Annotated in this window: 11 protein-coding genes; all 11 read left to right on the top strand. The window is 50.0% G+C overall.

The window, feature by feature from the left end:
- The first annotated feature begins 275 nt into the window (after positions 1–275).
- The 11 genes from NST99_RS12535 (at position 276) to NST99_RS12585 (ending at position 14,117) form a co-directional block, all read left to right on the top strand.
- Entirely contained in the window at positions 276–1,739 is a 1,464-nt protein-coding gene (locus NST99_RS12535; RefSeq protein WP_341092050.1) for a glycoside hydrolase family 32 protein, read from the top strand.
- A gap of 55 nt (positions 1,740–1,794) precedes the next feature.
- Entirely contained in the window at positions 1,795–3,129 is a 1,335-nt protein-coding gene (locus NST99_RS12540; RefSeq protein WP_341092052.1) for an ABC transporter substrate-binding protein, read from the top strand.
- Positions 3,130–3,232: 103 nt separating this feature from the next.
- Entirely contained in the window at positions 3,233–4,108 is an 876-nt protein-coding gene (locus NST99_RS12545) for a carbohydrate ABC transporter permease (RefSeq protein WP_341092054.1), read from the top strand.
- Between the two features lies 1 nt (position 4,109).
- Complete coding sequence (locus NST99_RS12550; RefSeq protein WP_341092056.1) at positions 4,110–4,943, top strand: carbohydrate ABC transporter permease; 834 nt, start codon at positions 4,110–4,112, stop codon at positions 4,941–4,943.
- A 14-nt stretch (positions 4,944–4,957) separates the two neighbouring features.
- Positions 4,958–6,046: a glycoside hydrolase family 172 protein gene (locus NST99_RS12555; RefSeq protein ID WP_341092058.1), complete on the top strand. Its 1,089-nt coding sequence runs from the start codon at positions 4,958–4,960 to the stop codon at positions 6,044–6,046.
- A gap of 44 nt (positions 6,047–6,090) precedes the next feature.
- Complete coding sequence (locus tag NST99_RS12560) at positions 6,091–7,083, top strand: LacI family DNA-binding transcriptional regulator (protein WP_341092060.1); 993 nt, start codon at positions 6,091–6,093, stop codon at positions 7,081–7,083.
- A 165-nt stretch (positions 7,084–7,248) separates the two neighbouring features.
- Positions 7,249–8,856, top strand: coding sequence for a response regulator transcription factor (locus NST99_RS12565; protein WP_341092062.1), 1,608 nt, complete (start codon positions 7,249–7,251; stop codon positions 8,854–8,856).
- An 8-nt stretch (positions 8,857–8,864) separates the two neighbouring features.
- Positions 8,865–10,652, top strand: a complete 1,788-nt coding sequence (locus NST99_RS12570) for a cache domain-containing sensor histidine kinase (RefSeq protein ID WP_341092064.1) — start codon at positions 8,865–8,867, stop codon at positions 10,650–10,652.
- Between the two features lie 180 nt (positions 10,653–10,832).
- On the top strand, positions 10,833–12,269 hold the full coding sequence (locus NST99_RS12575) for an ABC transporter substrate-binding protein (protein WP_341092066.1): 1,437 nt from the start codon (positions 10,833–10,835) through the stop codon (positions 12,267–12,269).
- A gap of 82 nt (positions 12,270–12,351) precedes the next feature.
- Positions 12,352–13,287, top strand: coding sequence for a carbohydrate ABC transporter permease (locus NST99_RS12580; protein WP_341092069.1), 936 nt, complete (start codon positions 12,352–12,354; stop codon positions 13,285–13,287).
- The gene (locus NST99_RS12585) at positions 13,284–14,117 is read left to right on the top strand and encodes a carbohydrate ABC transporter permease (RefSeq protein WP_341092071.1); all 834 of its coding nucleotides are present in this window, start codon (positions 13,284–13,286) and stop codon (positions 14,115–14,117) included. The genes NST99_RS12580 and NST99_RS12585 overlap by 4 nt, the downstream gene beginning before the upstream one ends.
- Positions 14,118–14,126: the final 9 nt, after the last annotated feature.

A 14,126-nucleotide genomic window follows, 5' to 3' on the forward strand; every position in this document is an offset into this window, starting at 1 on the left:
ATCTCCTGCCAACCCGTAGCTCACGATAATGTTCTACTTTCTACTCCTCATGGCCTGTCGATTGGCGGAAAACCGGCGTTGTCTTAACATGCGTAACCTGTAGAGGTGGCCTTTGGGCAGAGTGTCCTTTATTAGTAAACGTTTTACCATATGCAATTATACTCAGTTCGTTATATACCTAGAAACTCAGCAAACAAACAAATGTAACCGTTGACAATAATAAAAATTGTGTTACTATATGTTTGTAAAACGTTTTACTAATGGAGATGATGATAATGAGAAAAGTATTCTACAGACCTGCGAATGGCTGGGTCGGTGATGTGATTCCTTTTTATGACAATGGGGAGTACAAGCTCTACTATCTTCATGATGAGAGAGTGGGGGGGGACTATGGCAACCATACCTCATGGAATTTGCTGGCCACCAGAAATGGACTTGACTTTGAGGATTACGGAGAGGTTCTGCCGAACGGAGATGAAAGCGCTCTAGACCGGAATGCGTATACGGGCTCTGTGATCAAGGATAAGGAAGGCATGTACCATCTTTTCTACACGGGACATAACCCGGGCCCTGCGTTTTGCAAGGATGGTAAGCCCTTACAAGTTGTACTGCGGGCCACCGGTACCGACGGAATTCATTGGACGAAGGATAGCGGCTTCAATCTTTACGGGGATGAAGTGATCTATGAGCAATTTGATTGGCGTGATCCCTTTGTGTTCTTCAACGAAGAGAAGCAGGAATATTGGATGCTGGTGACTACCAGGGAAATGAACTCTTCTGAGAAAAGAGGCGGGTGCATCGCACTTCTGACATCGGATGACCTCCTTAACTGGAAATACCGTGAACCCTTCTACAGCCCGGACAAATACATTACGATGGAATGTCCCGATTATTTCAAGATGGGGGAGTGGCACTACCTGGTCTACTCCACCTTCAGTGAGAAGTTCGTCACCCATTATAAAAAGAGCAAAACGATCGATGGCGTATACACATCACCGACGCTGGATACCTTTGACGGCCGAGGATTTTATGCAGCCAAAACAGCCACCGACAGCGTGAAGCGGTACGCCTTTGGCTGGGTTCCGTCGAAGAAGGGCTCGAATGATTATGGAGATTGGGAATGGGCTGGCACTCTGGTTGTCCATGAGCTGCACCAGAACGAAGAGGGAGAATTGCTTGTGAGAATGCCGTCTTCCATCTATGGACATTTTAATAGGGAAGAACAAATTCTGCTGCAAGAGGAGAAAAATTGCATTCAGCAAGGGAACAGGCTGCAGCTCTCTTCCCCGGATGGGCTGGCTTATAGCGTGCTTAACCCTTTGCCTTCTCAGGTCATGCTTGAGGCTTCCTTTACGGATTGGCAGCATGTGAAGGACTTTGGGATCGCGGTTCGCACGGACAAGGCACTGGACAATGGTTACTTCATCAAATTTGATCCTTTTCACAACCGGATTGCCTTTGATATGTGGCCAAGAACGGAGCCGGGATTCTTTCAATGGCAAATTGCCGGGGACAAGCCGCAAATGATTGAGCTGGAGCGTCCGTTTGATTTTGCGAGCCACAGCCGGATTCATTTCCAGCTGATTCTGGAAGAAGATATCTTATGCCTCTATGTCAATAATGAAGTTGCAATGACTACGCGGATCTATAATTTCAAAGACGGCCATTTTGGATTTTTTGCCAATGAAGGTGCTGTAACGGTTCAGGACATCATCCTGAAAACGGCTGCTGAGCTTTGAACACAGAATGGTTTCACGGCACTTATAACATAAATATATTGGAGGGGTTTTTAAAATGACAAAGAAAATGTCAAAGGTATTCACTGGGCTTGCAGTTTTCTCCTTGGCCGGGGCCGCGCTGGCAGGCTGCGGCAGCTCCGCAGACAACAATAGCTCAGACAAGGCCGGTGCCTCGAATGCGCCTAAGGAGCAGACGGTGACCTGGCTCTCGGCCAGACCAGAGAACGGGGCCATTGTCCAGACGGTCCGGGAGCTTGCTGACCGGTTCGCCGCCGATCATCCCGGCTTTAAGCTGGACCTTCAGGTGACGGCGGACAGACCCTCTTACCTGACCAAGCTGAGAACGCTGGTTGCCTCAGGACAAATGCCGGATTTCATTGACAGTGATGCCGACCCGTTTGCCCAAGAGCTTGTAAAAGCGGGCTTGCTGGTGGACATGGAGAAATTTCTGAAGGACGAGGGGCTGTATGATAAGTTCTATGAGCCCGCGCTGAAATACCAGGAGCTGCCGGATGGAAGCCTGTATCTCCTGCCGATGGAATACCACATGGAAATGACCTGGTATAACAAAAAAATATTTGCCGACAACAACCTTGCGGTGCCCAAAACCCTTGATGATCTGCTTGCAGTCAGCAAAGCGCTCAAAGACAAGGGAATTACTCCTATCGCTGTAGACGGCGTTGATGTATGGCCGGTATTGCGTTATGCGGCAATGTACCCGTTCCGGACCACAGGCAATCAGTTCATCCGTGATTTGAGCCAGGGCAAAGCCAAAATGTCGGATGCGGCAGGCATGCAGGCGGCTAACTTCGCTTCTCAAATCGGAAAATACTTTCAGGATGGATTCGCTACCACCGATTATACGACAGCCAAAAATCTGTTCCTGAACGGCCAGGCTGCGATGTACAACATGGGAACTTGGGAAATACCATCCTTCGTGGAAGAAAGCCTGCCGGAAGGACTCAAGGGCAATGTGGATTATTTCTATCTGCCAACCACCAGCAATGCGGTTACACCGGATAATGAATTCTTCGGCAACAGCGGCATCGGACTCGGGGCTTCCGCGGAAACGTTCGATGGACTGCCTAAGGAATTCCTGAGCTATGTGCTGAAAAATTTCAGCGATGTCTATGTGGCCAAGCAACAAATGTCACCACTGAAATTCACCATTGATGACGAGTCCAAATTCTCCGGGCTGTTCCTGCGGATCAAAAAAGATATGGACAACTACGGCTCAGAGTTCGCCAAGCCTTGGGATACTCTGCTTGATCCGAACACCAACTCGGTGATGAGCGACCTGATTACCAAAATGACCATGGGCTTTATGACTCCCGAGGATTTTGCCAAACAGATTGATGAAGCCATTGCCAAGAATACGGGCAGCAAATAAAAATATAAGTTCGTATACCTTGATAGTTCTCCACCCGGGCCTACAGGGCCGGGTGGAGAACTAAATCAATAATAGCGTAATTACAAAAGCGGGGTGACCCTAAATGAATGTGCTTAAAGACAAAAAAGCGTGGCTAGTCTTCATCTTGCCGGCTTTGATATTTTATTTGGGAACGGTCTTTGTCCCCATTATCCAGTCGCTGAATTACAGCTTTCAGCAATGGAATGGCATTCAGGAGCCGCGCTACATCGGCTTCGATAATTATATTGCGATGTTCAACGATACCTATTTCTGGAATTCTGTGCAAAACAATCTGGTATACGTGGTGATTGTGGTATTTATGCAGGTGTTCATCGGCTTATTTTTTGCCCTGCTGCTCTCCTATGTCACCAAAGGCGCAGGAATCTTCAGAACCCTATACTATTTGCCGGCGGTTGTTGTAACCGTAGCTATTGCACAAATGTTCCGTAATTTCTATTCGCTTCAACCTCTCGGTCTGCTGAATATGTTCCTGGACTGGGTGGGAATGGGGCATCTTCAATCGGCCTGGCTCTCCAATCCCCATACGGCGTTAATTGCTGTGTCCATTCCCGAGGGATGGCGGTTTATCGGGATGTATATGGTTATCTTTTATGCGGCCCTGATTGCGATCCCCAAAGAAATCGAAGAAGCGGCTAAAATTGACGGTGTAACCGGATGGCAGCTGATTCGTTATATTAAGCTTCCAAGCATCAAGCATGTGCTGAGCCTGGCCTTGATTATGTGTACAACTGGGGCGCTGCGGGGCTTCGACATTCCTTACATTATTGGTGTGCCCGGGTCTGCAACCGAGCTTGTCACCACTTATATGTATAAACAAGCGTTCTCCACCATCCAGTATGGATACGGAAGCTCGATTGCCGTGTTCATCGTCATCGAAAGTCTGCTTGCGGTACTGATTATTCGGGCTATTTTTAATTCAAGGAAAGGAGATGCCTGACATGCTTGCAAAGAACAAGCTCTCCTCTTCTCTTTTGTATATCGTGGTCATTGCCATTCTCCTGATTCAAATCTATCCGGTAGTCTGGCTGATGCTGTCCAGCTTTAAGTCGAGCATCGAGCTGACTACTCAGCCATTCGCCTTGCCGGACTCCTGGTCGTTCGAAAATTATGTCAGTGTATTCCGGGAGAGCAGCCTGCTGCTGTATATCAAGAATACCGCCATTGTAACCTTTACCTGTCTGGCTCTAATTATATTCTTAAGCGCGACGGCAGGATTTGCTCTTGTCAAAATGATTAACCGGCTGAATTCGAAGCTGCTGCTGTTCTTTACAATCGGCATCATGATTCCGATTCAGGTTACGCTGATTCCTCTGTTTATTATGTATAAGGATTACGGGCTGCTGAATTCGTATCCGGCACTGATCCTGCCGCAGGTTGGTTTTGCTCTGCCCTTGTCAATTCTGATCTTCACCAGCTTCTACAGGTATGTTCCGAATGAGCTTATAGAGGCTGCAGTGATCGACGGCTGCAACATCTATCAGGTGTTTATCCGAATTATTTCGCCGCTTACTATCAATACAACCATCACAGTGGCATCGATTAACTTTATTTTCATCTGGAATGATTTCGTATTCTCCAACACGTTCACGAATGATAAGGCATACAAGACGATTGCCGTCGGGCTCCAGGAATTTATCGGTGCCTTTGGGGCAACAGATTGGGGCCAGACTTTTGCGGCAATCAGCACCAGCATTATTCCCATTATTGTTACGTACTTGTTCCTGAATAAATATGTAATGGCCGGGGCGTCGGACGGCGCAGTCAAAGGATAAGGAGACGATAAAACATGCAATCGATGAATCAGCTGTTTGGCAGAATGAAAGGCAAGAGCAGAGCGATTACGGCGGAGAATCCGCAGGGCCTCAAGGGACAAGGCGGCCAAGCGGAAGGTCCTCTGGGCGTTGCCCGCAAAGGCAAGGCTTTCATCTCGCTCGCTCAGGGAGAAACCGCAACGCTTGTAGATATTGAAGGTCCCGGGATCATTCAGCATATCTGGATGACCGTTACTGATAAGACCGAATCGGGCTGGTTCGTGCTGCGCGATCTGGTGCTGCGCATGTACTGGGACAATGAAGAACGTCCATCCGTTGAAGTGCCGCTGGGCGATTTCTTCTGCAACGGCTTTGGGGCACGGGCGGTAGTCAATTCACTGCCGGTAGTCGTTAATCCGGTCGGCGGCATGAACAGCTACTTTGCCATGCCCTTCCGCCAAGCTGCCAAAGTGACGATTACGAATGAGCATCCGCAGAGCATTGAGGCGTTTTTCTATCAATTCGACTATATGCTGGTGGATGAGCTGGATGAGGACACCGAGTATTTTCACGCCCAGTTCCGCAGAGAAAATCCCACTGTGCTGAGGCAGGATTACACCCTGATTGATGGAATTAAAGGAAGAGGCAAATTTATCGGCACTTATATGTCCTGGACTTCCCTATCCCGTTATTGGTATGGTGAAGGAGAAGTGAAATTCTATATCGACGGCGACCGGGATTGGCCGACGATCTGCGGCACCGGGGCAGAGGATTATTTCGGCGGTGCCTGGGGATTTGTGAAATATGACAATGGAAACCCGGTGCAGGAGCAGACGTACTCCACCTCATTTATGGGTTTCCCTTATTTTGCGACGAGGGACAACACCCGGTCACACATTTATGACGGGGCGGCTTGCCCGATGCGGGGCTTCTACCGCTGGCATATCCTTGATCCGATTCTGTTCGAAGAGGACCTGAAGGTGACTGTACAGCAAATAGGACATGACGGCCAAGCCTTATTTGAACGCAGTGACGATATCAGCTCGATAAGCTACTGGTATCAGACTGAGCCGCATCAGGCGTTTCCGGAATTTCCGGACGTAATGGAAAGACGTCCGCGTTAACCGCGGATACAAGTTGTGCAAGTAAATTCGCAGAGGTGCAGCAAATGGCAAAACAAAGAGTTACTTTAGTACAGGTCGCCAAAGATGCAGGCGTGTCGCCGGCAACAGTCTCCCATTTCATGAACGGTAATTTTCACCGGATGGGCCCTGAGACCCGGGAGAAAATAAGCGACTCGATTACAAAGCTCGGGTATCAGGTAAACCCTGTTGCCAAAAGCCTGATTACCGGCAAAATGCATACCATTGGACTCGTTCTGTCGAACAGCACTTATGACGGATATTTCGAAGATTTATATTTCCTGCACTTCGCCAAGGTGCTGAAGCAGCAACTGAAGACTATGGGGTACAAGCTGATTCTCCTGGACTTTGATGAGATCTTCATGAATATCCAGATGGTGGATGGAATTATTGTAAAAGCGACCCTGGAGACGGAGAAGTTCATGCCGAGGCTCATGGATCTCAATGTTCCGGTCATCACCATCGGACGGCATAATTTATCCTATGGAGCACATATCGTCCGGGTGAACGACTATCAATGCGGCCAGACGGGAGTCGATCATTTAATGTCCCGGGGATATCAAAAAATTATTATTCTGACCTATCCGCATGGACAGGTCCCCGGATTTGACGACCGGTTGAACGGTGCCTCCCAGTCTATGCAGGAGAAGGGCAATCTCACAACAGTTATTACCGGAGACATGACTGAAAGCTTCGGGTACGAAACTGTGATGCAGCTGGGCAAAAATGGTCAGCTGCCGCAGGCGTTATTTTGCCTCAACGATATCACTGCCATTGGGGTGTTGAAGGCTTGCAAGGATCTGAATCTGTCCGTACCGGAGAACCTTGCGGTACTGGGTGTGGATGACATGCCGACTGTATCCGAGCTGCTCAGTCTGTCCACGATCCGGCATCCGATTAACGAACTGGCACAGAATGCCTCGGAGCTAATGATTCAATCCATTGAATCGAAGGGGGAGCCTGCCCAGCCTGTTGATAGGATGTTCCCCATTGAACTGATGGCAAGACATACCAGCTGAGCTGGTATGCAAGCAATGCGCTAGGGTTGGAAAGGCTACAGGCTGTCGAGAGGTTTTCGGCAGCCTTTTTGTAAATAATAGGAAGAACTCGAAGATTGACAGACGCAGTAGGCTGACTTACTATCTTACTTACAATTTGATTGTTCTGCGAGAGGAGAGAAAGCGATGTACAACGTGCTTGTTGCCGATGATGAACCGCGTCACCGCCGGGGCATTGCGGACATGATTAAGCAGCTCAGGCCGGAATACCGGATTTTCATGGTGAAGGATGGTTTGGAGGCACTGCGCATCATCGAAGATAACCGGATCGATATTATTCTCACAGATATCCGAATGCCCAATATGGATGGATTGACTTTGATTGAACATATGGAGAGCCGCAGAGAGCTGGTCAAAATCATTATTCTCAGCGTCTACGGAAATTTTGAATATGCAAGACAGGCCTTGCAGCTCGGAGCCTTCGATTATCTGCTGAAGCCGCTGGCCTTCCAAGAGCTTTCCGGGATCCTGGACAAGCTCGATACGGCGCTGGAGAAAGAACGGCTGAGTCTTCAGGATGGCGCGGTTCTCCGTCAGCGGCTTAGCTCGGCAGCTCCGGTCTATGAGCAGCATTTGCTCAGCCGGTGGATGCGTTCTTCTTCAAGTGAGGAGGAGCTTGAGGAAATCCGCAATCTTTTTCCTTCCATCAGCGGAGGTTTCGTCATGCTGGCCAAGTTTCAGAACAGGGAGGTCGCGGAGACCTATACGCTTGAGGATTTTGTGGAGCTTAAGACCAGTGTGAAAAACTGGATGAAGGAAATCTACCTGACGGTGGGTCCTTCACTTTCCTTCAACCTGGAAGGGGCGGAGCCGGTGATCGGGTCCATTGTGACCTCGGCCCATTCCCTGGAGTGGCTGATGAAGCGGGATATGGAGCAGTTTCGGCAATTTATCCGCCAGGTCCGGGACGAATTTGGCCTGACCTTGACTTTGGGTGCAGGGAACTGGGTGGCGGATCTGTACAGCGGGGCTCCGAAGTCTTTTGAGCAGGCGCAGAAAGCGCTGGAGTACACCTTTTATACGGGAGCAGGCCAGCTTGTCCTCTATGATGAAATCGCTTACAATCCGGAGAAGCCCAGCTTGAAGATGGTTCCTGTAGGTTCAGGCATGACTGAAGCCTTGGCACGGCTGGACAGGGACACAGTAGCTCAGGCTCTAAAGGCGCTGATTGGGAGACTGCTCGAAGGGGACTGCCCGTCCCCAGCCCATCTGAAAGATTGTGTCCTGTACGCTCTGGTAAATGAAGTCAAAGGAAGTGAAGTATTTCTCCGTCAGGAGGAAGCTAGCAACTTCATTTCTGAGATGGAATTTCAAATTCCGGCCTGTGAAAGTCTGGACGAAGTCGAGAAGCGGGCGGTATATGTTCTGAACCGGATTATGGACAGCATCGAGGAGCGCAAGGATAACAAAAGCGGACGGACAATCAGTCTGTGCAAAGCATTTCTAGAGGCGCATTATATGGAGGACCTGTCGCTGGAGTATGTCGCCCGGCAATTTTTTTTCAGCCCCGCTTATTTCAGCAGCTTTTTTAAACAGCACACCTCCATGACCTTCACCGAATATTTGCTGCGCCTGCGGATGGACAAAGCCAAAGAACAGCTGCAGGACGGGGACCGGAAAATCTCAGTGATCGCCTTAAGTGTGGGTTTTAGGGATGCCGGTTATTTTACCAGAGTATTCAAGCGGGAAACCGGACTGTCACCGGAGGAATTCCGGAAGAAAGATTTATTATAGGTGGGGCCATGAGGCTGAAGAATAAGCTGGTCTTGTCCTATATTGTGCTAATTACTCTCCCTTTAGCGATCCTCGGCTTTGGTTATTATTTTGCGAGCAAGGAAATTATGCTGAAGCTGGCCCGCGACAACGTTAGTGAAATTGTGCTGAAGAACAACCAGATCATCAATGAACGTCTGAAAATTATTCAGGATAACAGCCTCTCGCTGATGGTGGAATGCGAGCTGTATCAGATTTTTGACGGTCGCGGACCGGCAGGGGGACAGCAACTGCTGGAGACCAATAAAAAAGTGACGGAGATTCTCGGGCGGTACTTTTCGCAATCTGCCGATCTGTACTCCGCTGAACTGGTCACGCAAGCATTCGTGTATGGAAGCAAGGTCAAGAATACTTATCCGCCGGACCACTTCTACAGCTCGGAGCTGTATCAGGCCGCAGCCGAAGGGAAAGGGCGTATCGCCTGGGTGCCGACCTATGATTATACCCGGATGCATGCGCTGCCTGAGCTTGCGGGAACCGACATCGATTACCGTTATATTTTCTCGGCTGTCCGGCAGATCAATCCCTCCTGTGTCCGGAATGACATCATTGTCCGGGCAAGCAAGGGGTCGGAGAAGCCGGTTCTGGTGATGAATTTCAAGGGTGATGTGTATGCCAACATATTCAGGGACAGCATTCCCATTCAAGGATCGGTATTCCTTGTAGCAAGTGAGAACGGAACAATTATCTCCCATCAGGATAAAATGCGTCTGGGGACCGTGGAATCCGCAGCCTGGCTCAAAGAATTGCGCAGCAAGGGAAGCGGAACAACTTATGTGACTGTCGGCGGCCGGCGGATGATCGCTTGCTTCGCCCAGTCTCCGGTGACCCACTGGCTATCCGTTGTGCTGATTCCTCCAGGTGCATTGACCCATGACATTGCGAATACCATCCTGTTCTTTATTATGGCGCTGGGCTCTCCGCTGCTTGCTCTTTCACTTGTGTTCGCCTATGTGATTTCCGCGCGTATTTCTTCTCCGGTCAGCAAGCTGCTGCTGGCTATCAAGCGGGTGGGCGGCGGGGATTTCAATGCGCAGATCAAGGTGGAGGGCAGGGACGAGCTGGGCCATGTGCTGATGAAGTTCAACAGCATGAATGAGCGGGTCAGGGAACTGATCAATGAGAATTATGTGGTCAAGCTGCGGGAGCGGGAGACGGAAATCCTCGCGCTGAATATTCAGCTCAATCCCCATTTTCTATATAACACGCTGAATATAATTAACTGGATGGCTGTATATGGAGAAAAGGAGCAGGTCAGCAATATGTTGATCAGCTTGTCCCGTATGCTGCATTACACTACAGACAACCGGAAAGACCTGATGCTTCTGAGAGAGGATATCGCCTGGCTCAAGGATTATATTGTAATTATGGCCAACCGCTTCGAGCACCGGTTCCGCGTGGATTTCGATATAGAGCCTGACTTGCTGGAAGTGAGCGTGCCCAAGCTGTTCCTTCAGCCGCTGGTGGAGAATGCGATTATTCATGGTTTTCGAAATATGGAGAGCGGCGGGCTGATCACTATTTACGGACAGCGGCAGGGCGGTGATATCCGGTTCTGTGTAGAGGATAATGGCAGCGGGATCGAGCCGGAGCGTCTGGAACAGCTGTTGAGGGAAGAGAGTCCCAATATAGGCCTGAAAAATGTGGATAAACGGATAAAGCTGCTGTATGGCAGTAAACACGGCATAGAGATTGAATCGGTCCCTGAATTCGGGACACGGGTGAAGCTGAATATACCGTATCCGGGATCAGAGTGAGGGTCCACATTATAAAGTGCTCATACCCCCGGCCAATGGCTTGCGGGGCTATCTTTTTAGGATTGACCGTAAAATCGTACAAGAAACGAAAAATCATACCATAGGTTTTTGCGGCGGGCCCATATACACTGGATATAAGGCGACTGCAGCGCTTACATTCGAATCGAGGGGGATAAACAAATGAGCAAGCATACCGGCAAAACCAAGCTGATGTTACTCTTCCTAATGATTATTGCGTTACTTGTAACCGCTTGCGGGAATGGTGGAAACAATGCGGATACGACGACAAATACAGGCAAAGGAAATAACCAGGAGGGGAATAATCCCGCTACTGGAGATACAGGCTCGACCACAGGGGAAAAGGTTAAGCTGAAATTCACGTTCTGGGGCAGCCCGCAGGAGAAGAAGGCGGTGGAGGATGCCATTAAGGCTTTTGAAGCGAAGAACCCGAACGTCACTATTGATTCCATCCATATCCCGGGCACAGACTTTTTACAGAAGCTGAATGCCATGATTGCCGGGAATGAAGCACCGGATCTGAGTTACTCTGCCGCATGGAAGCTGAAGATGGGTGAAGAAGGCCTGATCTATAATTTCTTCGATTTAATGAAGGATGATCCAAGTATCAAAAAGGAGGATTATCTCCAGTACGCCTGGTGGAATTGGGATACGGATAAAAGTGCGGGACCTTATCAAGCCTCCGTCGTTCCTTCTCTGATGTACAATGCCGATCTGTTCAAAGAAGCAGGGGTAGAGCTGCCGCCAACCCAAGCGGAAGAAGCCTGGCAATGGGATGAATTCGTGGAAACCGCCAAGAAGCTCACGCTTGACCGGAGCGGTAAGCATCCAGATGATCCGGGATTTGATCCCAAGAACATCAAGCAATACGGTGTGAAATTCAGCCTCAGCTGGTTATCCTACATGCCGCTGGTGCTGTCCAACGGCGGGGACTATTTGACAGAGGACGGTAAGGAATTCGGACTCTCCAAGCCTGAAGCGACTGAAGCCATCCAAAGAATCGCGGATTTGATCAATGTGCACCATGTTGCTCCATCACCGGTTCAAGCCAGCAGTATTCCGGCACCGGCTACGGCGCTCCAGTCCAGAAAGGTTGCCATGGTCATCGACGGAAGCTGGAATCACCTCGATCTGAGCAAAGCCAATATCAACTGGGGGGTAGGTGTGCTGCCGGTTCTGAAGGACTATAAGACTTTCTTCCTCGGAGGCTCCCTGATTATCTTCAAGAGCTCCAAGCATCCGAAGGAAGCCTGGGAATTCTCTAAATTCCTGACGGACCCGCAGAATGTGCTGGAGCTTCATCAGGGACTCTGGATGCCGCAGCTGAAGCAATGGTATGAAGATCCGAAGCTGGTCGACAGCTGGGCAAATGAAGAGCTTCCGGGCCGCCCAGCCGGTTTCCAGGATGCCGTTATGCGTTCCACCTACGAGCATGCAGAGCCTTCGGCAGAGAATAATGTCAGAAACTTTGTGGAGATCGACGCTGCGGTAACAGCGGGGCTGGATCAGGTGTGGCTTGGCACCAAAACCGCCGCACAAGCGATGAAAGAAGTGGAAGCCAAAGTGAAGCCGCTGGTAAAAGGCACCTATTTGAAATAACGGGCTTTGCCGAAAGGCGGCTCTGCCGGATTCACGGGGCAGAGCCGCTGCCGGCGGCAGCCCGAAGAGAGGAAGCATGTGTATGGAACCCGTCTCTTCCCTGAGCGTAAACCGTCCGAAGACGAAACGCAGCTCCTACAGGAATGAGCTTTACGGCATCCTGTTTGCCCTTCCTGCCATTCTTGGACTGCTGATTTTCACGCTGGGTCCCATGATATACAGCCTGTATATGAGCTTTACCGACTATTCGGGGTCCAATTCACCAACCTTTATCGGTCTGGACAATTACACAAGAATGTTTAGCGGGGAAGACCAGTATTTCTACAAGTCGCTCGGAGTTACACTGTATTTTGTTGTGCTTAGCGTGCCAACCGGCATTATCTATTCCTTTCTCCTGGCCATTCTTTTGAATCGGAACATCAAGGGGAAAGCTATCTTCCGGACCGTCTTCTACCTGCCTTCCATTGTGCCGATTATTGCGATTTCGTTCATTTGGCTGTGGCTCCTGAATCCCGATTTGGGGCTGGCCAACGAGTTGCTCCGTGCTATCGGGCTCCCCGGCAGCCAGTGGATTTTTGGAGAGAAATCCGTGGTCCCCTCACTGGCACTGATGAACCTGTGGACAACGGGAGGGACGATGATTATCTTCCTGGCCGGCCTGCAGGATATTCCCCGCTCGCTCTATGAGGCGATTGAAATTGACGGTGGCTCGAAGCTTCATAAGCTGCGGAATATTACGATTCCCATGATGACGCCGACGATCTTTTTCAACTTGATTATGGGTATCATTAACGGGTTTCAGGTGTTCTCCCAGGCCTATGTCATGACCAGCGGCGGACCCAACAATGCCAGCTTATTCTATGTCTTCTATCTGTACCGGGAAGCCTTTCAGTTCTCACGGATGGGAAGCGCGAGCGCCATTGCCTGGGTGCTGTTCATCATCATTATGCTGTTGACCTATATGGTCTTCAAGACATCGAAAAAATGGGTGTATTACGAGGGGGATGAAGCCAGATGAGGACAAGGGCATGGGTTGAGAAGGGATTGGTATATTTGGTGCTTGTGGCCGGAGGCCTCTTCAGTCTGCTCCCGCTGATCTGGCTCATCCGCAGCTCCCTGATGGATATGGGGCAAATTTTTGAGCTGCCGCCCATATGGATACCCGATCCCTTCCGGTTTGGTAATTTCAGCGAAGCGCTGACCATTCTGCCATTTGGCCGTTACTTTATCAATACAACGGTTATTGTGATTTTTACGATGCTGGGTGTCCTTGTGACCTGCTCCATCAGCGCGTACAGCTTTGCCCGCATGTCTTGGAGGGGCCGGGACCTTGTTTTCGGCCTGCTCTTATCCAGTATGATGCTGCCCTATGCGGTTACGCTGATTCCGACCTTTATCGGCTGGAGCAAGCTTGGGTTAACCAATTCGTTCATTCCGCTGATTGCACCGGCCTGGTTCGGCGGAGGCGCGTTCAATATCTTCCTGCTGCGCCAGTTTTATCTGAGTATTCCCCGCGATCTTGACGAGGCGGCTTATGTGGACGGTGCAAGCCACTGGCGGATTTTCATCTCCATTATTATCCCCCTGACGCGGCCCGCGCTGGTTGTTGTAGGCTTGTTCACCTTTCTGGCTTCCTGGAATGACTTCCTGGGGCCGCTGGTTTATCTGAACAGCGAGTCCAAATATACACTGGCGCTGGGACTGCAGCAATTTAAAGGCATGTACGCAGCGGAATGGCATCTGATGATGGCCGCGGCTACGGTGGTGCTGGCTCCGGCGATTGTCGTCTTTTTTATCGGGCAGAGGTACTTTATCGAGGGCATTACACTTACAGGCATCAAAGCCTGAATTATCCAA

This window comes from Paenibacillus sp. FSL L8-0470, from assembly GCF_038008625.1.
In the GTDB taxonomy this organism is placed as follows: Bacteria; Bacillota; Bacilli; order Paenibacillales; family Paenibacillaceae; genus Paenibacillus_AQ.

What these genes read in the sequence shown, in the direction of transcription:
- NST99_RS12535 (WP_341092050.1), top strand. Translation starts at nt 276, where the DNA reads ATGAGAAAAGTATTCTACAGACCTGCGAATGGCTGGGTCGGTGATGTG.
- NST99_RS12540 (WP_341092052.1), top strand. Translation starts at nt 1,795, where the DNA reads ATGACAAAGAAAATGTCAAAGGTATTCACTGGGCTTGCAGTTTTCTCC.
- NST99_RS12545 (WP_341092054.1), top strand. Translation starts at nt 3,233, where the DNA reads ATGAATGTGCTTAAAGACAAAAAAGCGTGGCTAGTCTTCATCTTGCCG.
- NST99_RS12550 (WP_341092056.1), top strand. Translation starts at nt 4,110, where the DNA reads ATGCTTGCAAAGAACAAGCTCTCCTCTTCTCTTTTGTATATCGTGGTC.
- NST99_RS12555 (WP_341092058.1), top strand. Translation starts at nt 4,958, where the DNA reads ATGCAATCGATGAATCAGCTGTTTGGCAGAATGAAAGGCAAGAGCAGA.
- NST99_RS12560 (WP_341092060.1), top strand. Translation starts at nt 6,091, where the DNA reads ATGGCAAAACAAAGAGTTACTTTAGTACAGGTCGCCAAAGATGCAGGC.
- NST99_RS12565 (WP_341092062.1), top strand. Translation starts at nt 7,249, where the DNA reads ATGTACAACGTGCTTGTTGCCGATGATGAACCGCGTCACCGCCGGGGC.
- NST99_RS12570 (WP_341092064.1), top strand. Translation starts at nt 8,865, where the DNA reads ATGAGGCTGAAGAATAAGCTGGTCTTGTCCTATATTGTGCTAATTACT.
- NST99_RS12575 (WP_341092066.1), top strand. Translation starts at nt 10,833, where the DNA reads ATGAGCAAGCATACCGGCAAAACCAAGCTGATGTTACTCTTCCTAATG.
- NST99_RS12580 (WP_341092069.1), top strand. Translation starts at nt 12,352, where the DNA reads ATGGAACCCGTCTCTTCCCTGAGCGTAAACCGTCCGAAGACGAAACGC.
- NST99_RS12585 (WP_341092071.1), top strand. Translation starts at nt 13,284, where the DNA reads ATGAGGACAAGGGCATGGGTTGAGAAGGGATTGGTATATTTGGTGCTT.